This window comes from Candidatus Omnitrophota bacterium (assembly GCA_041648975.1).
GTDB lineage: Bacteria > Omnitrophota > Gorgyraeia > 2-01-FULL-45-10 > 2-01-FULL-45-10 > JAQUSE01.
Genome location: JBAZNZ010000018.1, coordinates 1 through 21,401, shown reverse-complemented (window position 1 = coordinate 21,401; position 21,401 = coordinate 1). Strand labels below are relative to the sequence as shown.

Genomic DNA, 21,401 nt, shown 5'->3' with positions numbered 1-21,401 from the left:
ATGCGAAGCGCGGGATTTGGGGTGATGACGCAGGAACAGGAATTCGATCTAAAAAAATACCTGTATATAATATACGTCAAGAGATGGATCCTTATCTCCGTCATGGCGATCGTTATGTTCCTGGACGTCGTCTTTACATTCAAGCAGATCCCCATATACCGCGCCACATCGCTGGTACTTATAGAGAAACCCCAGATGTCGCTTTCCGCCGGCAATACGAGAGAAGCCATAATGCCGGCGATAGGATGGCAGGATTATTACTTTACCCAATATGAAATATTGAAGAGCAAGGCATTATTGAAAAAGGTAGTCAAGGCGCTCGATCTCGGGTCGCTTAAAGATTTCAAGGAGGGGTTTCCCGAAAACGCGCTCGGAGATATCGTGATAATCGAACCGATAAAGAACGCGCGGCTCGTCAAGATAAACGTGGACTACAAGGATCCGCAAATGGCCGCCAGGATAGCCAATACCCTGGTAGGCCTTTATATAGAACAGAATATCGAGAGCATGCTCTTTATGTCGAAGGAGATATTGAGGGCCTTCCCGAAAGACGCCCGGGAGATAGAGAGCCATACTATATACGGGCAGTTGAAAGAGCTTTCAAAAGAAGAATCCATGGACAGCCTCCCTTCGATAGTGCAAAACCAGACCCTGCAAAAATTAAGAAGCGATAGGATAGGGATAGAGTCTGAGCTGGCTAATCTGAGCAAGCGTTATAAGGATAAGCACCCGAAGATAACGGCCCTGAATACCAAACTTAAATTCATCAACGATGAGATGAAGGCCGAGACGGCCAGGATAATGTCCAGCCTTCGAGCCGACCTGGCCGGCAGGCTCCAGGCGAACAATATAAGGGTCATCGATTACGCCGAGATCCCGGGAAAGCCGGTGAGGCCGGAGAAGACGAAGAACATCTTAATAGGGTTTTTACTGTCGGTCTTTATGGGCCTGGGGCTGATATTCCTGACCGAGTATCTTGACGATTCCGTGAAGAGCCAGGAAGACGTTGAAGAAAAACTGAAACTGCCGTATCTGGGAGATTTCCCCGTGCTCAAGAATACCCCTCCGGCATCCAAATTGAACGAGGATTTTAACGAAATAGACAAAGACCCGGGCGCATCCGATTCGATAAGGGGCATAAAGACGAATATAATATTTTCGGCTCCGAAGGACGAACTGAAGACGGTGCTTTTTACAAGCACCCTCCCGAAGGAAGGCAAATCCCTCACCGCAGGCTATACGGCTTTCCTTCTTGCCAAGAGCGGTTACAAGACCCTGCTCCTGGACGCCGACGTAAGGAAGCCGCGCGCGCATACCCTCCTTAATATGAATAAGACGCCCGGCCTGGTGAACATCCTTGTAGAAGGCGCTTCGATAGAGGAAGCGATAAGGAAGACCCGTTATGACAATATGTTCCTCATGCCAAGCGGCTCCAAAACACCAAACCCGTTGGAACTTTTAAGTTCCGACAGGATGCAGACGCTTCTCAATGAGCTATCCCTGAAGTTCGACAAGATAATCATCGATACGCCGCCTTGTTTTAACATATCCGACGCTGTCGTCCTGTCAAAGATCGTCAACGCTACCGTGCTGGTGACTAAATACGGAACGGTAAGCGTAAAGGTCCTGGAAAAGGTAAGGGACAAGTTTCTCGCCATAGGGTCGAGGGTCGCCGGGATGATAATAAACTTTTCGCAGATGGAGAAGAGCTCTTACTACAAGTACAAATATTACCACAAATATTACAAGGATTACTACTCGTCGGGGAGCGACGACGCGCCCCCAAAAAATCAAAAAGCAGCGTGGCCGATTGCTCAATAGATCGATATCATTAACCCTTACCTTTATAATATTCTTCGCGCCGCTCGCCTTCGGTTCCGTCCACGTTTGGTCCGGCACGCTGCTAGAACTGTCCATAGCGCTCCTCTTTTTCCTCACCGTATTAAGATCCATCAAAGAAGGCGCCGTTTATTACCGGAAGAGCGTCCTTAATATCTTCTTCCTGGCATTCGCCGCATGCCTCTTTTACCAGCTATATTTCAAGACCACTCTATATCCTTATCAGACGTATCTTGCCCTCAAACTGCTGCTGGTCTATTTCGCGTTATTCGCGTCGGTTGCCGTCAATATAAGGAACAGGGATGACGCCGACCGTATCATATACAAGATAATAACGGCCGGATCCGCGGTCTCCGTCCTCGGCATACTCCAACTTGTGACCGGCGCGGATAAGATATACTGGTTGAAAGAATTCCCGGGGAGGGATATTTTCGGAAGCTTTGCCTATGGAAATTATTTCGCGTGTTACGTATCCATGATATCGTTCATCGCCCTGGGCAGGCTCCTTGTTAGCGTCTATGAAGGCGCTCGAATTTCGTGGGACCTGTCATTAAAACAGATGCTGGCAGCCATGCTGGAAAACGTTTTTAACAAGAAAACGCTGTTACTGGCCTGCTCTTTTGCCGTCATGGTCTCGTCCCTGTTCCTGTCCAAATCGCGGGCGGGGATGGCTTTCTTTATCGTCTCCCTCTCATTTTTCATTTTATTGTCGGCCCGGCAGAAAAAATGGAAATGCCTGGTATTTATCCTGTCCCTGGGGATATTCGTCTCTTATCTTTTATTGAACTGGATAGATCTCGGACGGGCTGTAAGGGAGCTCGGCACATTATATTCGTATGACTTGTCGGCTGACAGATTAAAATTATATGTCAGCGCGTCCAGGATCCTGGGCGACTACCCGCTCACAGGGATAGGCCTGGGCGCGTTTTCGCTGGTCTTTCCTTACTATATGGCCAATCCCGGGACGGATTTTTACAGGTATCTCCATAGCGACCTGCTGCAGTTCGTGATAGAGATAGGACCTCTCTGCGCCGTTATCGCGCTCTTACCGCTCGTTATTTTCCTTATAATGCTTTCATTAAATACGAAACGCGCGCGGGATATTTATTATCATTATATCGGCGTCAGCGTCCTTACGGCATCCTTTTACCTGTTACTGCATAACTCGGTAGATTTTTGCATGCACGCCAACGCTATATCATCGCTTTTTATCGTTATCCTGGCGTTGGCGGTTTCAACGATCCGCCCCGGAGACAAAGAAGATAAGCGCCCGCTTAGAACCATAATAACTCTGATATCCGGGGGGTCGAAGGCCCTATGCGCGTCTGTAGCCGTCCTCTTGTTTTTTTACGCGGCTTTTACGGTAGCAAGGCCCTACATGGCGGAAAAGATCGTCGAGGATAAGACCGATAATAAGAGTTATGAGACAGCCCAGAGGCTCGACCCCTTGAACGACGGCCTGTATTTCAGGCAGTATTATTCGATATTCAGGGAAAGCGCCGGGCGCGATTATGTAAATAAGCAGCCTGTGTATGAAGCGGCGCTCGGGGCTATAGATAGGGCCATAAAGTTAAATCCTTACAATGGCCTCTATCTCGTTTCTAGGGGGGAGCTTGAATCCTGGGCCGGACACTACGGGGCCGCTGACAAATCGTTCAAGGAGGCCGCGTTAAGAGAGCCGCGCAATGCGCTACGGCAGATTGCATACGCGTATTTTCTCTTCAGGCTGGGGCTTAGCGATAAGGATGAAGCCGCAAGGAAAGCGGCCCTGAAGAAAGGACTTGCGTATTATTTAATCGCGAAGAGTTTGCGGCAGAGTATTTCCTTTGCGCCTCTGTCCGGCGACGAAAGCATGTATAAAAATTTTAAGAAATCCCTGGCAGGGGAAGGTATCGTTATAACAGAATAGCTAGCCGGCGCTTACCGGGACTATTATATCAGGCTGGTCCTGGGCAACCGTGGGGTTGAAATAAGGGTTATTGTGCATTGCCCCTTTGGCGTCCATATATTCATTAAGGTTCTTGTCCACATAAGGGACTTGAGCGTTCTTATCTTTCTGGTCCGACAACATCCTGTATACGCCTGCGCCCGAAGGCCTCTGTTTTGGCAACCCCAGGGCTTCAAGAACCGCATCCAGGGACGGGTTTTCGCCGGTCTTTTCCCTCACAAGCTTTATTACGCCGTTCATCCTCGCGGCCCATATGTTATCTATGTACAACCTGGAGAACGGCTCCCTGGCGACGATATCCTGTTCAAATTGGCCTATATCCTTCCAACTCACCGCCGCTTTTTGAAGAGCGATCCTGTCCGCGGCGCGCTTGCTCATGACAGCTTCTCCGGCCTTCAGGACGACTTTATTTTCGGTCTCTTTGCCGTCTTTTATGACTATAACAGACACCTCGCCGTTGAAGGTAGTAACTTTGGTTTCGGCAAAAGAATCGCCGGCAGTTATTATAAAATATGAAAGAACGAGCACAGTAACGGCGGCAATATTTATTTTCATATAGCACTCTTTTATTTTATATATAGCATAATATAACGCTATAGTATAAATCTACCACATATTCTAAAATTGTCAAGCGTACCGCCTACAGGAAAAAAACCAAATGCCGAAAAACGTTGACAAAGGCATCGTTTTCCAATATAGTTAATTAGGAGTGCAGTCCGTACTATATAAGGTGTACATGAGGAGAGCGACGTTATTTTTGGCTCTAGCATTATCAGTCGTTATCGCATGCGGCACTTATGCCGTTGACGGCAAGCCGGGACGCGATCTGGATAACTGGTTAAAAGCGGAAAAGGCTATTGAGGCGGAGTATTGCAAATAATCCACTTTTCTTCAGCGCACAGTTACGGCCTACTAGGGCAAGGTGAAGGATATTTTGACTTCGCCTTGCCCTTTTATTGTTGAAAGAGGTTTTTTACGAAGAATAATAACAAGAAGCCGGACATATCCAGGATAGGTAAGGACATTACGAAGGATGGGATAGCGTGGTCGTTCCAATCCAACCTGGCGTATGCCCTCGCGAAAGACGAATATACGGCCACGGCCTACGATGATTTTTTGGCCGTGTCTATGGCCGTGCGGGACAGGCTTGTAGAGCGCTGGATAGCGACCCAGCAGAGATATCATAAGAAAAATCTTAAGCGAGTGTACTATCTGTCGCTGGAATTCCTGATCGGGCGTCTTCTCGGGACCAATATGCTGAACCTCGGTCTTATGGAACAGACGAAGGATGCCGTCGAGGAAGTAGGGCTTGATATCGAGGAACTGCGCGAATGCGAAGCCGACGCGGGGCTTGGTAACGGCGGTCTGGGGAGGCTCGCCGCGTGTTTCCTGGATTCGATGGCGACGCTCGGTATCCCGGCCCATGGTTACGGCATACGGTATGAATACGGGATTTTCAACCAGAAGATCGTGAACGGACAGCAGGTCGAATTTCCGGATACATGGCTAAGCCATGATAATCCGTGGGAATTCGCACGGCCCGAACATGCGTCCAAAGTGAAGTTTTACGGAAATACGCGTATGTACCATGACGAAAAGGGCGATCTCAGGGTGGAATGGGCCGATACCGGCGATGTTCTCGCGATGCCGTACGACATCCCGATACCCGGCTTCAGGAACGACATCGTTAATACGCTGCGTTTGTGGTCGGCGCACAGCACGGAAGAGTTTGACCTGAGATATTTCAATGAAGGCGATTATGAGCAGGCCGTATACGATAAGGTCCTGACCGAGAACATATCAAAAGTACTCTACCCGAGCGACAATAATAATGAAGGAAAAGAACTGCGGTTGAAGCAGGAATACTTTTTTACGGCGGCTTCGATCGCCGATATCGTCCGCCGTTTTAAGTCGGAGAACACCGATCTTTCCGCTTTCCCGGACAAGGTCGCCATTCAACTTAATGATACGCATCCGGCGATCGCTATTCCCGAACTGATGCGGATACTCATCGACAAGGAAAAGCTCGGGTGGGATGAGGCGTGGCGCATTACCGTGAAGACGGTGGCCTACACGAACCATACGATCATGCCGGAGGCGCTGGAGTCGTGGCCGGTCGATATGTTCGGAATGATGCTACCGCGCCACCTGCAGATCATCTACGAGATAAACCTGCGGTTCTTGCGGGAAGTGGCGGCAAAGTTTCCCGGTGACAATGACCGCCTGAGAAGCATGTCGATCATCGACGAAGACGGCGGCAGGAGGATCCGCATGGGGAATCTCGCCGTTATCGGAAGCCATTCGGTGAACGGGGTCTCCGAGCTCCACTCGCGGCTTATCCAGACGAACCTCTTCGCCGATTTCTACCGGCTCTTCCCGAAGAAATTCAACAATAAAACCAACGGCGTTACGCAAAGGCGGTGGCTGCAGAAAGCGAACCCGGACCTGTCCGCCCTGATAACCGAGGCGATCGGCGACGCATGGATATCCGACCTGTCCCGGCTGAAGGATCTCGAGGCGTACAAGTCCGACGCGTCTTTTCTTAAGAAGTGGCAGGATATAAAGGCGCTGAACAAGAAGTGCCTTGCCCATTATATCCGCAGGACCACCGGCGTCGAGATTGATCCGGCCTCGCTCTTCGATGTCCAGGTAAAGCGGATACACGAATACAAGCGCCAGCTCTTACTGGCCCTGTACGTCCTGGCGCAGTATGTCAGAATCAAGAAAGACCCGAAGCAGGCGGTTGTTCCCAGAACGTTTATGTTCGGCGGCAAGGCGGCTCCGGGCTATTTCATGGCGAAGCTGGTGATCAAATTCATTAACAATATATGCGACGTGGTCAACAGGGACAAAGATATGCGCAACAGGCTGAAAGTGATCTTTCTCGAGAATTACCGCGTCTCCCTCGCCGAGAAGGTATTTCCTGCAAGCGACCTGTCGGAGCAGATATCGACAGCCGGCACCGAGGCCTCGGGCACCGGCTGTATGAAGTTCATGCTAAACGGCGCCCTTACCGTAGGAACATACGACGGCGCCAATATCGAGATCGCCGAGGAGGTCGGGCGCGAAAACATATTTCTCTTCGGACTTAAAGCGAACGAGATCGAGGCGATGAGGATTAGCGGCTACGACCCGCAGTTATTCATTGACCGCTCTCCGGCCCTTAAGGAGGTATTCGACCTTATAAGAAGTAATTTCTTGTCGCCGGTGGAATTCGGGCTGTTTGACTCTATCATAGGCTCATTGCGGCATCAGGATAATTTTTTCGTGTGCGCCGATTTTGACGATTATTGCGGTGTCCAGGACGATATCTCCATAGCGTACAAAGACAGCGCAGGGTGGGCAAAAAGGTCCGTTGTAAATGTGGCCCGTTCAGGAAAATTCTCAAGCGACAGGACCATATGGGAGTATGCTAAAGAAATCTGGAACGTACCTGTCGAAGGGGGGCTTTACGGCAAAACAAAAAAACAATAAGATAAAAAGAATCGGGATATTGACGGCCGGCGGAGATTGTCCGGGCCTGAACGTCGTGATACGGGCTGTTGTTAAGATAGCCGTTGACGCTTATAAGATGAAGGTAGTAGGTTTCCTGGATGGCTTTGGCGGATTGATCCATGACAAGGCGGTTATGCTGAAAAGCCGTAACGTATCCGGCATCCTGAGCGTGGGCGGTACTATACTCGGTACTTCAAATATAGCCAATCCATATAAATATTCTGTCGAAGAGCGCGGAAAGATCATATGCAAGGATGTGTCCGGCCAGGCTATAAAAAATTATAAAAAGCACAATCTCGACGCGTTGATCACGGTCGGCGGCGACGGGACATTGACCATAGCGTCGAAATTAGCCGAAAGTGGTCTTAACATAGTGGGGGTGCCGAAGACTATCGATAACGACCTGTCCGGGACCGACCTGACATTCGGCTTCGATTCGGCCATCGTTACGGCTACGGAGGCGATCGATAAATTACATTCGACGGCGCAGTCTCATCACCGGGTCATGGTCGTGGAGGTCATGGGCCGTTATGCGGGATGGATCGCTCTCTATTCGGGCGTTGCCGGCGGCGGTGATGTGATATTGATCCCCGAGATACCATATGATATCGGGAAAGTCTGTAAAAAACTGGACGAACGGGCCATGAGCGGAAAACGTTTCAGCATCGTAGTGGTTGCCGAAGGCGCAAGGCCCGTAGGTGGCGAGATGACGGTACGGAGGATTGTAGAAACATCCCCCGACAAGATCAGGCTGGGCGGGGTAGCTAACCGTCTTGCCGAACAGGTGGAGAAGGCGACGCACCTGGAAACACGCGCTACCATACTCGGGCATGTCCAGCGAGGCGGGATCCCGACGCCATTCGACCGGATCCTTGCCACACGATACGGGAGCGAGGCGGTAACGATGGTTTTGGAAAAGAAATTCGGACGGATGGTTGCTTTGAGGGGTAACCGGATGACGGATATCCCGATCAACAAAGCGATCGGGAAATTGAAGACCGTATCTCCCGACATGCCTCTTGTCCGGTATACGAAATTGATGGGCATAGGTTTCGGTGATTAAGCAAAGGATCATACATCGCACTACAAAGAAGACCGGACCCGGGAAGCATTACCCCCTCGGCGCCACGCTCGATAATGACGGCGTAAATTTCGCGCTATACTCCAAACACGCAAAGGACGTATATCTCGTACTGTTCGACCTGCCGTACGGAAAAACCACCGATGTCATTAAACTTGAGAACAGGACGCAGTATATATGGCACACGTTCGTGTACGCTCTCAAGGCGGGCCAGGCGTACGGTTTCAGGGTCAATGGAGATTACGACCCCGCCAACGGGATGAGATTCAACGTTCATAAGCTGCTGATAGATCCGTATGCGAAAGCGTTATCGTGGAGGTTTGTCAATGAAGAGAACCTCCTTCTCGCGTATAAGGCCGGCTCGAAATATCTGGACCTGTCGTTTGATAAGCGCGATAATGCGCATATAGTCCCGAAATCTATCGTTGTCGATGATGCGTTCGACTGGCAGGGCGACAAACGCCCCGATATCCCTCCCGAGAGATTGATCATATACGAGACCCACCTGAAAGGCTTCACGGCCCATTACTCCTCCCGGGTCAGCAACCCGGGCACTTATCTTGGTTTCATCGAAAAGATACCGCATCTCAAAAAGCTCGGCATAACGGCGGTAGAGTTTCTGCCGCTGCAGGAGTTTTATCATGAAGATTTTCTCCTGGAAAAGGGGCTTAAGAATTACTGGGGGTATAATACGATCGGTTTCTTCGCGCCGGCATCCGGATATTCTACCGGCGCGTCGTTGGGGTCCCAGGTGAACGAATTCAAGACGCTGGTCAGAGAGCTGCATAAATCCGGCATAGAGGTGATCATGGATGTCGTCTATAATCATACCGGTGAAGGCAGCGAGTTGGGGCTCACGGTATGCTTCAGGGGCATCGATAATCCCACCTACTATCGCCTTAAAGGCGCCGACACGTGGCCGGGGCGCTACTATGAGAATTATTCGGGGTGCGGCAATTGTCTCAACGCTTCCGATCCGTATGTCATACGTTTTATACTCGATTCCCTGCGCTATTGGGTCGGCGTCATGCATGTCGACGGTTTCCGGTTCGATCTTGCCTCCGTCTTGGGCCGAGGTAAAGAGGAATTCAGCGCCACATCCCCGTTCTTCGATGTCATAGGGCAGGACCCGGCCCTGAACAATATACGATTGATAGCCGAACCGTGGGATCTCGAAACATACCAGGTCGGCAATTTCCCCGTCGAATGGTCGGAATTGAACGACAAGTTCAGGGATACGCTGAGAAAATTCGGCAAGGGCGATCCGGGCCAGATAAGCGACCTCAGGTACCGTCTCTCCGGATCCCCGGATATCTACGGCCCCGACGGCAGAAACGCGCACAACAGCATAAATTTTATCACGAGCCATGACGGGTTTACCTTAAATGACCTGGTCTCCTATAACGGTAAACATAATGAGGCGAACCGCGAGGATAGCAGGGACGGGTTGAACGAAAATAATTCATGGAATTGCGGAATAGAAGGCGATACCGGCAATGCCGAAATAGTGCGTTTGAGAAAACGGCTCGCGAAAAATTACCTCTGCTACCTCTTTTTCTCTTCCGGCGTTCCGATGCTGCTCGGCGGCGATGAATTTATGCGTAGTCAGTCCGGCAACAATAACGCCTATTGCCAGGACAACGAGATCAGCTGGTTCGACTGGACCTTTGCGCAAAAGAACTCCGACATCCTGAGGTTTTGCCGTGAACTGATAGCGACGGTGAAAAAAAACAGCGCGCTCCGGGTGAGGCATTCTTCTTTCGGCGGCGCATTGTCTGGCGCCGATCGTTATCGTTATGAATGGATGGGGGAGAACTTTGAGTTTTCCGACTGGAGCGACGCCGGGAAAAGGATGCTGGCGCTGTATATATATGCGCAAAAAGAAAAAAGGGCGCAATTTTTTGTGATCTTTAACGCGGATTATCTATCCAAGCATGTGAAGCTTCCTGTTCCGGCGCCTGATAAGCGATGGTACCGCAAGATCGATACCAGTCTGGAGGGTGAGGACGATATCATGGCCGACGGCAAAGAAGTAGCCATAGATCCTCCCGGCTTCTATATTGTGAACGCCCGAAGTACAGTGCTTCTAATCGTACAATGAATCAGTGATATTTATGGATTTTTATCGGTATCGGTGATAAGATATCCACAAATAAAGGAGGTTCACACGATGCGCGGACTGAGAACGGTTTTTATCGCAGCGGTTGTGGCGACAGGCGCGGTCCTTTGCGCCGGCGGTCTTTGTGCTTTTGAAGAAGAGACGAAGGTCATCGACGGAGAGGTCGAGGCTGTCAACGAGCTGGATCGGAACCTGACAATAAAATACATGGTCGACGATATAAATATTGTTTACGAACAACTGACTTTCAACGATCTTCCCGCGCACCCGAGGATATTTAAAGGGGACGACATGATAGACCTTGACGACATGCAGGTCGGTGACAATGTGACCGTTAAATATTACCCCGGTATGTATGATCCCAATTCCGATAAGTATTCGCAGTCAAAGCTGGTAAGTATGACGGTCGAACAATGAGGCGCGCAATTATTTTCTGGGAGATGTTTCTGCTGGCGGCCGTCTTTCCCCTCTCCGGCAGCTGTTTTGCCGATGACGAATCCGATTCGTATACCGAACAGATGGCTGCCGAGCGCACGGCTGCCGTAGAGTCCGCGGGAGATGAGGATGCGGAGATGGATAGAGGGGGTGAGCCCCCTACGGAGGATATTGAAGCGGACAACATAGGCAGGGAACAGCGCCAGGAAGAGGCGGCGGCCGGCAGCGAGGCAGCAGCTGACGAAGATACCGAAGCCGACAGGGGAGATCAGGATTTTTAAAGAACGGATGAAACATGTTACGAGCGACCTTAAGTAACATAATGTCGGAAGACATAGTCGTAGTATCCGAAGATACGAAGGTGGGCCAGGCGGCGCACCTTTTGCTCCGGTTCCGGATAAACGGCATACTTGTAGTCAAAAAAGGCGACAAGAAAAAAGTCAAGGGCGTGCTGACGACCACGGATCTCCTTGGATTTTTGGACAAGGCGTTCTCGGGACGGATTTTTGCAGCCGAAAAACTCAAAACAGTCGCGAATCTTCCCGTGGGCGCTATAGCCGGCAAGACCGTATTGAAGGTCCAGAAGGATGCGGAGATCGGGAAAGTGATAAGCCTCATGCATAAAAAAAGGATACATACGATACCCGTATATGACGGGAAGAAACTCGTCGGTGTCGTCGGAAAACACGATATCATTAATGCGGCGTTCGCCTGATTTTATTATTGACAGGACAGAGGATCGGTGATAGGATTTGTGAAAGCTAAAAAAAGGGGGTGATGCTGTATGAAAAAATCGGTCGCAATTTTTATTGCAGTCACTTTTTTAGCCAGTTTAACGGTTATGGGACTTGATGTAAAAGCAAGCCATGCAAGAAGCATGGTGATCGCGGATGCGAAGAACACTATCTGTCCGGTTGCGGGTATCAAGATCGCCGAAAGGAAACATAGCTGCATATACGATGGAAAACGGTATTGGTTTTCTTCATTTAAGGCGGTCCAGGATTTCAAAAAATCCCCAACAAGGTATGTCGGCGGCGCATCCTCATCATGGCAGGGGGATTATGGATCAAAGAGTTCTACAAAAAAGAAGAGCTCCTGGTAAACGGTCTGTTCACTGGTTAACTAAGTCTTATTTAAGAAGGGCCCTTAATTGGCATATGGGCCCTTCTTAAATCCATTCAAAGCAAACCTGATGCCGCACTATTTAACTGTCTGCCTTGACATTGCTTGTGATATCATTATAATATAATAATAGGAATTATAGTCAAACAGCTTAATATCCGTATAATAATACTATTATGAGCTACTATAAGATAATGGGGTTCGATAAGGAGCCGTTCTCTACAAATCCCGATCCTGACTTTTTGTATCTCTCGCGCGAATACGATCTTGCCCTCACTAACATATTAATTGAGCTTCGATTAAAAAGAGGATTAAGCGCACTGCTTGGCGACATCGGTACAGGCAAGACGACCCTCTCCCGCCGGCTCGTGAAAGAGTTGTGCGAAAGAGAGGAGTTCGTTTTCCATACGATCCTGAACCCCACCTTCGAAAACGAGAAGGAATTCCTCTCTTCGCTTATCCAGAATTTTCAGATACCGTTCCCGCAGGATCTCGCCAGCCAGACGGTTCCCGGCATGCGTGATGCGTTTGAAAAATTCCTGCTGCATAAGAACCTTACCGACAGGAGGACCGTTGTTCTTTTGATCGACGAGGCCCAAAAATTGTCTTATGAAACACTCGAATCGCTGCGCATCCTTCTGAATTACGAAACGAATGAATTCAAGCTTATCCAGATCGTGCTCTTCGGTCAGCTCGAGCTTTATTCGAAACTCTTGGTCATATCGAACTTCTACGACAGGATCGACTTCAAATTCGTCCTCAACCCGCTCGGCCTGGAGGAAACCAAAGAGATGATAAGTTTCAGACTCCGGCACGCCGGCTACAAAGACGCCAGGCCGTTATTCGACAACGACGCTGTTCGTGAGATATATTATTACGCCAAGGGCTATCCTCGGGGGATCATACGGCTGTGCCATAAATGCCTAAGGATGCTTACCATGAGCAGGACCGCGACGACCGTTACCAAAGACATGGTGACGGAGGTCGTGCAAAAAGAATCGGATGTTCAATGGAACCCGGCAATAGTTCAGCAGAAAAAGAGCTCCTGAAGGCTATCGAAGGGAAGGCCGATCTCTCGAAGACGAGACCGGAGGCCGCGGGATTGAAAAAACTGCCAGCGTTGGACAGCCAGTTGGAGCAGTTCGCGCAGAGCGCCAGAGGGGTCGCGCTCCGCATGGCCAATATGGGCGCAGCGGGCGTCAATAAGGCCCTGCTGGTCACGATAATCGTGTTGGCGCTGATCTATGCGCTTGTCTTTGCGGGTGGCATGCGCCAGCTAAAACATATACCAAGATTTGACGCGAGCGCCGCGGCTGAAAAGCAGGTTTCAGGCAAGGCTGCCCTTTTCGCGCTCAAGGACTATTCGTATTACATCGATATACTGCTGGGGAGGAATATATTCAATCCGCTCGAAGAAAAGAAAGCCGATGTAAGCGTTTCCCTGTCGAAGGTGGCCGATATGGCCAAGAGCCTCAGGTTGGCAGGGATATCGTGGGCGGAGAATATGAAAGAGAGATATGTGATGATAGAAGATATAGCGGCCAAGGTGACATATTTCCTGCAGGAAGGCGACAGGATCTCGGGTTTAACCGTAAAGAACATTTACAGGGATCGCGTTACGCTCGGTGCCGCTGATGATACCATTGACTTGAGGTAGCTATGCTGTCATATTTAAAAAAACGGCCGATCATGGCGGTATGGATAACGGCGCTTTTTATCGTTTGTGTCGCGCATGATCATCGTGGAGGAGTGTCGCGGGCGGAAGACGCGTTGCCGATCGAGCTTAAAGAAAAACTGGGCCGGAAGATAGACCTAGACTTGAGGGACATGGATGTCGTAGACGTCTATAAGTTCCTGGCCGTCAAAGGCGACTTCAATATCTCGATAAGCAAGAATATTGCCGGCAGGGTTACGCTCTATCTCAAAAATGTCAATATTAAGGATTCTCTCGATATCATCTCGACAGCCAATGCCATTGGGTACAAGATCATGGGTGACAGCATAATCTATGTGATGGCGGAAGCGGAGTATATGGCGATGTACGGAAAGAAGTTCAGCGACAAAACATGCCTTAAGATCGTCTATCTTAATTACGCCAAACCATCATATGTTCTTGAGGCGCTTAAGAACATCAAGAGTGAAATAGGGAAGGTCGTTATAGACGAGGACACCGGCTCCGTCGTTCTGATCGATACGGCCGAAAAAATAAAACAGATGGAAGAAGCGATCCTGCGGCTGGACCACCCGCTTGAGACGAAAGTATTTGACCTTAGATACGCGAATGCCGAAGATGTCGCGAATAAACTGAAAGAGAAACTGGACAATAAGGCGGTCGGCTCAGTCCAGGGCGATGCCCGGTCGAACCAGCTTGTTGTGCGGGCGCTCCCGGACAGGCTTAAAGAGGTCGGGTTGATCATTGCGTCGTTGGATAAGAAAACGAAAGCGGTTCTCATAGACGTCAGGATACTCAAAGTCGTGTTTAATCCAAAGCTCGACATGGGCATAAACTGGGAAAGCGTTCTGGAGAAAGGCGGGAAGTCGCTCCTTACTTTTTCGGGCACCTTTCCGATAGCCTCTGTAGCTGGCGCAGGCAGGATCTTGGTTACGCCGGCCGGCGGAGAGGCCCTGACGGCTGACATCAAAATGCTGAAGCATGTGGTCGATACAAAGGTGCTGGCGAACCCGAGCATACTTATAACCAACAATAAGGAGGCGAGGATACACATAGGCGACAAGCTCGCCTATGTCACGACGACCACTATCGGTACCGGCGAAAGCCAGAGGGTCAATGAGGAGATCCATTACATAGATGTCGGAGTGCAGTTTAAAGTCACCCCCACCATCAACGATGACGGTTTCATCACGATGGCGATAAAGCCGGAGATATCGTCAAAATCGGGCGAGCTCGTCACGCCGCAAGGTTCGAAGGTACCCCTGGTCAACACAACGCTGGTCGAAACGAACGTTATAGTGAAAGACAGCCAGACGATAATCATAGGCGGACTCAAGAAGGATGAGTTGATAAAGACCCGCAGGGGATATCCGGGTCTGATGGACATACCGGTAGTCGGCACCGTATTTTCGAATATAGCGAAAGACAAGACCCAGACGGAGATAGTTATACTACTTACGCCGCATATCGTCGAAGGCGACGAGAATGCGGCGGACAAAAAATTCTCGCTGGAGCAGAAACTTAAGCCGGATAAGAAATATTAAATAGAGAAAGGTCATCATATGCGTAAACGCAAAACGATCCGTGTGGCGGCGTCGGTATGCATGGCGCCTGTCCTGCTATCCGCCATCGTTGCCGTTACACCATTCGCCATGGCCCAGGAAGGGGTAGATGCGCCCGCCCGGCAGGAGGCCACCGCTTCGGCCGGGCGGGCGGATCCCGCCAAGGCCCAGGTGATCGTGGCGCAGGAATCGTCCATGGAAAAATCGTTCAAAGAGACCTTGTCGGAGAACGAAAAATTAATGTCGGAAAACGCGGACCTGAAGAAAGCGGTCAATAAAGGCATCGCGAAAGAGTCATTGTACGCCGCGCGGGTAAAGGAGCTTACAGACAGGTTGGCCGACCTGAAAAAAGAGCTGGAAGGTACGAAAGCAGCGCTTGGGAATGAAAGGGCCGAGCTGCTCGCAGAGACGGAAAAGCTCAAAAAGGAGAACGAGCGGCTGGGAAAAGAGATCGCGCTATTCGAAAAGGAGCGGGAGAAGAACTACTATTTTAAAAAAATGAAAGCGGCGGAGACGGAAAATAGCGCAATCAAAAATAAGATGCGGAGTGCCATACCGGCAATGGAAGCCCTGAAGAGAGAGAACGGCAAATTGCATTATAATCTCGGCAACTTCTATCTTGGCAAAGGAGAGTATAAAAAAGCCGCTTACGAATACGGCCGTGCCGCCAGGTGTCTGCCGGGCGATGCGGACCTCACCTATAACCAGGCCGTGCTCTACGACTATTACCTGATTGACCCAAGGAAGGCCGTTCTGAGCTACACGGTATATCTTAAGAAAAAACCGAAAGCGAAGAACATCGATCTGGTTAAGGAGAGGATAGAAGTCAACAGGATCAAAATAAAGTCATCGGAATGGTCTACCGAAAAAGATCTGGAAAGATAAAACGCGGGAGCTTGCTTTACGGTTGCGTCCTGGCTGCCGTAGTCTGTCTTTTTTTAACCGCCACGGAATGTTTCGCCAACAATCTCAGCGTTTCAGATACCTCTCTCACCGGTCCTTCAGCCTCCGCAAAGACCATCAAGATACAGTTCGATATATCCTGGAGCAACTCCTGGCGTAATTCCGTCAACTACGACGCCGTGTGGGTCTTCGCCAAATACAAGATTGTCGGCGATTCCAACTGGTATCACGTGAATTTAAAGACGACCGGAACGACGCAGACGAACCCGTCGGGGTATTCGCGGGGCTCCGGGACCGCGATCGATATAGTGGCGCCGGTCAACGCGGACGACAGCATGTGTTACGGCTGTTTTATCCAGCGCTCCGGCCCCGGCATCGGCTCCGTAAGCACTACGAGCATCCAGCTCGTCTGGGACTGGGGGCCTACGGGCAATGACCTTGACGCGGCCGATACGATCGACGAGATAAAAGTGTACGGCATCGAGATGGTCTATATACCGTCAGCCGTGTTCTCCGCCGGGGATAACGCTACGGGAACAGCCGCGTTTAAGCAGGGAAGCGCCGACAACGACCCATGGTCCGTGACGAGCGAGGATGCCATCTCGGTAACCGCCGGGGCCAGCGACGGGTATTACTATGTGAGCGGCGGCAACTCCGGCGAGGATGCCAGCGGCTCGGTGTTTACGATACCGGCCGCCTTCCCGAAGGGCTACAGCGCTTTCTATGTGATGAAACACGAGATATCACAAGGGCAGTATACGGATTTTTTGAATATGCTGACATCCCTGCAGGCCGCGAACAGGTTTCCCAATCAGAACGGCAATAACCGCCACACCATTACCGGTTCCCATCCAAACCATTCAACGACACGTTCCGACAGGGCGTGCAATTACCTGTCGTGGATGGATGTTGCGGCCTACGCCGACTGGGCGGGCCTTCGCCCGATGACGGAACTTGAATATGAAAAGATCTGCCGCGGCACAAACGCCGCGGTGAGCGGCGAATACGCATGGGGTTCGACGAGCGTTACCGCCGCGGTGACTATTTCGGGGACCGAGAACGGGGCAGAGACGATAACGACGTCGGGCGCCAACTGCTGTTACAATAACCAGACGTTTACGGATGGAGACGGCGGTACCGGGCCGCTCCGGTGCGGCATATTCGCTACATCGATTTCGATCCGCGCTACATCCGGCGGGGCATACTATGGGCCGATGGAGTTTTCCGGCAATTGTGAAGAACGCGTGGTTACTGTAGGTAGCGCCACCGGCCGTGTGTATACGGGGACTCACGGCGACGGGACTTTAACGCTTACGGCAAGCTACGAAGGGAACGCCACCAATTCCGACTGGCCGGGTATAGACGCTACACCCGCGAATGGCGTGAGCGGGGCTGCCGGCTCCGGAGGCCGCGGCGGCGAATGGAACGGCGCGAATACGCTTTTGCGGGTATCGGATCGTACGAACGGCGCCGCGGCGCAGTCGACGCGCACCTCTACGGGCGGAGGGCGTCTCGCGAGGGCTGCGTCATAAAAGGGTAACTATGAGGAATGACATGTCTTTAACATTGAAAAAGATCTCACTGGTGTGGTTTTTTGTCTTATCTTCAGTGGCATGCGCCTATGCGAACGGTATAACGATCACTAACGGCCAGATAATCGGTCAGGACACCACAGCAAATACAGTCACGATCCAGTTCGACATATCCTGGTATAACTCCTGGAGAGATTCAACTAATTACGATGCGGCATGGATATTTATCAAATATTCGTCAGACGTCGGAGTTACCTGGTCTCATGCGACGCTGAAAACATCGGGGACCAATCCGTCCGGCTTTTCGGTGGGGTCGGGCACCGTTATAGATATCGTGGTGCCCGCGGATAAGAAGGGGTGTTTTATACGGCACGCGGCATCGACAGGGGCTGCGGTTACCCTGTCGACTACCTCCATACAGATAGTCTGGGACTACGGCACAGACGGTGTAAGCGATGCTAACGCTTGGGGCGTGGATACCCGGATAAATATATCCGGCATAGAGATGGTCTACGTCGAAACAGGGAGCTTTATTGCGGGTGACGGGAATCAACCCTCTGGCGTTAGCCCAAGCGACTACGGGTTCAGGCAAGGATCCAGCCCATCCGGCAAAAGTCCGTGGGCCATACTGGATGAGGGCGCTATCAGTGTCCTCTCTACAGCAGTAGGGCCGTATTACTATGAATCGGCCGGCAATTCCGGTGAGGACGTAAGTAATAGCGCGTTTATAATCCCGGCGGGATTTCCAAAAGGGTATAGCGCGTTTTATGTGATGAAGCACGAGTTGTCGCAAGGCATGTACAGGGATTTTCTGAATACGCTGACCAGGACGCAACAGGCCGCGCGGGTGGTCGCGGATATCTCGGGAGATTCTATTCCCAACTATTATGTCATGTCGAACGGCACTACCGTCGCGGCCAGGAATGGTATACGCGCCCCGGCAAGCGGTAATGGTACTACGCCGCCCGTTGTCTTTGGCTGTGATTTTAACAATAACGGCACTTTTAACGAATCGGGCGACGGCGAATGGATACCGATGAACTATATCGCCTGGCAGGATGCCGCGGCGTTCGCCGATTGGGCGGCCTTACGTTCGATGACGGAACTCGAGTTCGAAAAGGCGGCGCGCGGGAAAGATATCATTCCAACCAACCTGGAATATGCGTGGGGAGACGTAACCCCCACACAGTCGGTAGGCGCCATTACAAATCCCGGGCAGAATTCGGAAGTCAATTCCACCGCGAGCGCCAATATGGTTTACGCAGCCCATGCTAATGTCCCCGGGCCGCTTCGTTGCGGCCAATTTGCCGCTGTTGGCACTTCAACGCGCTTGGCTACAGGCGGAGGTTATTATGGCGCCTTGGATATGTCTGGAAACGTGAGAGAGCTGGTGGTTACGGTTGGGAACGCTACGGGCAGGGCGTATTCGGGCACGCACGGCAACGGGGCGTTGAGCTCCGCCGGCAACGCGGACATAGCGGATTGGCCGGGCTATTCGTCCGGCGAGAACACAGCGGCAACCGGAAGCGGCCAAAGGGGCGGAGATTGGTACGCCGCCGATACGTTGTCCCGAATTTCGGAGAGGACCAACGCCGCGAACGCGTCTACGCGCAGCAGTTATATAGGCGCTAGGTTAGCCAGGACCGCGCCGTGACATAGATTCTTTCGATAAAGCGTTTATTAACAAAGAGAATTCATGAAGAGCCTTTGCAAAAGACTCATTGTTTCTGTTTTTACCGTTCTCGTTGTTGTTGCGGCATTTGTGCCGTCCTCTTACGCGGCTTACTATGTGGGCGGTAACGGTAGCGGCAGTACGGTCCTGACTATATTAGGCTCCGCGGATATATATAAGGGCGGATCTTATGACGGCTATTCTGCCGCCTCATACACGACCGACACGCCGCTTGCGTACGGTACGGCGACGGCGCTCAATTTTTACGTCTCTCCGGCTACAACATACACGAACACGGCCTTCTCCTGCCAGGTGGAGGTGGTGGACGCCTACGACAACAGGGTTACTACCGCGACAGATTCCATTACCATCTCGATCCTGAGTAACCCCGCCGGAGGGACGCTAAGCGGGACCGTTACTCGTGCCGCCTCGAGCGGGCTGGCGGAATTCACAAGTCTATCCATCGACATGCCGGGCGATCTCTATTCTTTTCAGGCCGCCACGGATGGTCTCACAAGCGCTACGAGCTCGGCATTCAATATCGTTTCTACGGGGTATCATATTTATTCGTCCCCCACATTTGAGAGCAACGCTTTCCTGATAAACAGCTGGCTTGAAGTAGGCGGGTATGCCGTTACGACTCCGACAAGCGTGACAGTGTGTATTTACAACGCGGCCGGTACGCCGCAGACTACGCTTAGCTCCTCAAGTCCTGACGGGCGCGGCGTATTCAGGTTGGGCTTGGGCGGCTGGTCTCCGGACAGCTCGATAGTCTACGTGGCCGATATAACGCTTGTCCATAGCGGGCATAGCTACACCAGCAATACCACCTATACCTTCGAAGCCAAAACGCTTGCCGATATCTCGGCTGCCACCTCGACGATCAGTTCGGGAGTAACGGATATCAAGGCGGTAACCGACACGATGAACTGGACAGACGTCGAAGCAATAAAAACGGCGGTGGGCGCATCGCAGACCGAGAGCCTTTATACGCGGGCCGGGAAGATGCTGACGGCGCTCGGGAATTACCAGACCACCGCGGATACCAACACGCTTTTTGGAAAGGTGCAGGATCTTAAGGATACCGTCTGGACTGCCAATCTCTCGAAAGTGAACTGGACGGACATGGGCAGGTTGAGCCAGGAAGGGATTAACTGGTCGGACCTGGCGGAGATGGCCGGAACCGGCATCAACTGGGCGGATATCTTCACCCTTACCACGAAAGGCATAAACTGGTCCGACATGCAGGTGATGACGAAGGCCGGTATCAACTGGGACGATATCCAGAGATTGAGCGACGAGGGGATCAACTGGTTCGATATAGAGTATATGACGAAGGCCGGCATCAACTGGAGTGACATAGCCGAGCTTAGTGACGCCGGTGTAAACTGGGTTGATCTCAACAAGATGTCAGAGGCCGGTATCAACTGGGACGATATGGCAAAGATGACCGGTGCGCATGTCAATTGGGCGCAGACGATTGATTGGGATAACCTGGCGGAGCTCAGCAACGCAGGGGTAAACTGGGCGGATATTCAGATCATGAGCGATGCCAATATCAATTGGGATGGCATGGTGGCGCTCAGTGAGGCCGGTGTAAATTGGGCTGACTTCCAGTACCTGACCACCCAGGGCATTAACTGGTCCGACCTAAATACCATGACTCTTGCCGGTGTAAACTGGTCCAACCTGACCACCATGACAGAAGCCGGTATCAACTGGGCTGATCTACAGCCCCTTACTACGGCAGGGGTAAACTGGTCCGACCTGGCTACTCTGTCGGAAGCCGGTATCAACTGGTCAGACCTAAACACCATAACTCTTGCCGGTGTTAACTGGCTCGACCTCCAGTATATGTCCACCCAGGGCGTAAACTGGGCGGACCTGGCTACCCTGTCGGAGGCCGGCATAAACTGGTCCGACTTAAACACCCTTACTCTTGCCGGCGTCAACTGGGCGGACTTCCAGTACCTGACCACCCAGGGTATTAACTGGCAGGACCTGAACACCATGACCCTTGC

Annotated in this window: 18 protein-coding genes; 17 read left to right on the top strand and 1 reads right to left on the bottom strand. The window is 51.4% G+C overall.

Annotated elements, in window-relative coordinates; all coding sequences use genetic code 11:
- Positions 1-1,821 carry a polysaccharide biosynthesis tyrosine autokinase gene (locus tag WC592_06495; GenBank protein MFA4982099.1) on the top strand — a complete coding sequence of 607 codons (1,821 nt, stop codon included), beginning with the start codon at positions 1-3 and terminating at the stop codon, positions 1,819-1,821.
- A complete protein-coding gene (locus tag WC592_06490) occupies positions 1,811-3,748 on the top strand; it encodes an O-antigen ligase family protein (protein ID MFA4982098.1) in 1,938 nt (645 codons plus the stop codon). Before WC592_06495 ends, WC592_06490 begins: the two co-directional genes overlap by 11 nt.
- Here WC592_06490 and WC592_06485 read toward each other — a convergent pair whose 3' ends face one another.
- Complete coding sequence (locus WC592_06485; GenBank protein ID MFA4982097.1) at positions 3,749-4,342, bottom strand: hypothetical protein; 594 nt, start codon at positions 4,340-4,342, stop codon at positions 3,749-3,751.
- A gap of 202 nt (positions 4,343-4,544) precedes the next feature.
- Here WC592_06485 and WC592_06480 point away from each other — a divergent pair, with 202 nt between their 5' ends.
- The 15 genes from WC592_06480 to WC592_06410 form a co-directional block, all read left to right on the top strand.
- Positions 4,545-4,667 (top strand): hypothetical protein, encoded by a 123-nt coding sequence (locus tag WC592_06480; protein ID MFA4982096.1) that lies wholly within the window; start codon positions 4,545-4,547, stop codon positions 4,665-4,667.
- Between the two features lie 122 nt (positions 4,668-4,789).
- Positions 4,790-7,261, top strand: coding sequence for a glycogen/starch/alpha-glucan phosphorylase (locus WC592_06475; GenBank protein MFA4982095.1), 2,472 nt, complete (start codon positions 4,790-4,792; stop codon positions 7,259-7,261).
- The gene (locus WC592_06470; GenBank protein MFA4982094.1) at positions 7,197-8,345 is read left to right on the top strand and encodes an ATP-dependent 6-phosphofructokinase; all 1,149 of its coding nucleotides are present in this window, start codon (positions 7,197-7,199) and stop codon (positions 8,343-8,345) included. The genes WC592_06475 and WC592_06470 overlap by 65 nt, the downstream gene beginning before the upstream one ends.
- Complete coding sequence (gene glgX / locus WC592_06465; protein ID MFA4982093.1) at positions 8,338-10,464, top strand: glycogen debranching protein GlgX; 2,127 nt, start codon at positions 8,338-8,340, stop codon at positions 10,462-10,464. The genes WC592_06470 and glgX overlap by 8 nt, the downstream gene beginning before the upstream one ends.
- 69 nt (positions 10,465-10,533) lie before the next feature.
- A complete protein-coding gene (locus WC592_06460; GenBank protein ID MFA4982092.1) occupies positions 10,534-10,899 on the top strand; it encodes a hypothetical protein in 366 nt (121 codons plus the stop codon).
- Positions 10,896-11,198 (top strand): hypothetical protein, encoded by a 303-nt coding sequence (locus WC592_06455; GenBank protein ID MFA4982091.1) that lies wholly within the window; start codon positions 10,896-10,898, stop codon positions 11,196-11,198. Before WC592_06460 ends, WC592_06455 begins: the two co-directional genes overlap by 4 nt.
- 14 nt (positions 11,199-11,212) lie before the next feature.
- Complete coding sequence (locus WC592_06450; protein ID MFA4982090.1) at positions 11,213-11,632, top strand: CBS domain-containing protein; 420 nt, start codon at positions 11,213-11,215, stop codon at positions 11,630-11,632.
- 69 nt (positions 11,633-11,701) lie between these two features.
- A complete protein-coding gene (locus tag WC592_06445) occupies positions 11,702-12,019 on the top strand; it encodes a hypothetical protein (protein MFA4982089.1) in 318 nt (105 codons plus the stop codon).
- A gap of 196 nt (positions 12,020-12,215) precedes the next feature.
- Entirely contained in the window at positions 12,216-13,088 is an 873-nt protein-coding gene (locus tag WC592_06440; protein MFA4982088.1) for an AAA family ATPase, read from the top strand.
- A complete protein-coding gene (locus WC592_06435; GenBank protein MFA4982087.1) occupies positions 13,049-13,696 on the top strand; it encodes a hypothetical protein in 648 nt (215 codons plus the stop codon). The genes WC592_06440 and WC592_06435 overlap by 40 nt, the downstream gene beginning before the upstream one ends.
- A gap of 32 nt (positions 13,697-13,728) precedes the next feature.
- Entirely contained in the window at positions 13,729-15,255 is a 1,527-nt protein-coding gene (locus WC592_06430) for a secretin N-terminal domain-containing protein (protein ID MFA4982086.1), read from the top strand.
- 18 nt (positions 15,256-15,273) lie between these two features.
- Positions 15,274-16,158: a hypothetical protein gene (locus WC592_06425; GenBank protein ID MFA4982085.1), complete on the top strand. Its 885-nt coding sequence runs from the start codon at positions 15,274-15,276 to the stop codon at positions 16,156-16,158.
- Positions 16,159-16,169: 11 nt separating this feature from the next.
- Positions 16,170-17,708 (top strand): SUMF1/EgtB/PvdO family nonheme iron enzyme, encoded by a 1,539-nt coding sequence (locus WC592_06420; protein ID MFA4982084.1) that lies wholly within the window; start codon positions 16,170-16,172, stop codon positions 17,706-17,708.
- Positions 17,709-17,730: 22 nt separating this feature from the next.
- A complete protein-coding gene (locus WC592_06415) occupies positions 17,731-19,362 on the top strand; it encodes an SUMF1/EgtB/PvdO family nonheme iron enzyme (protein MFA4982083.1) in 1,632 nt (543 codons plus the stop codon).
- Positions 19,363-19,404: 42 nt separating this feature from the next.
- Positions 19,405-21,401, top strand: a 1,997-nt coding sequence (locus tag WC592_06410) for a hypothetical protein (protein MFA4982082.1), incomplete at its 3' end; no start/stop codon positions are given.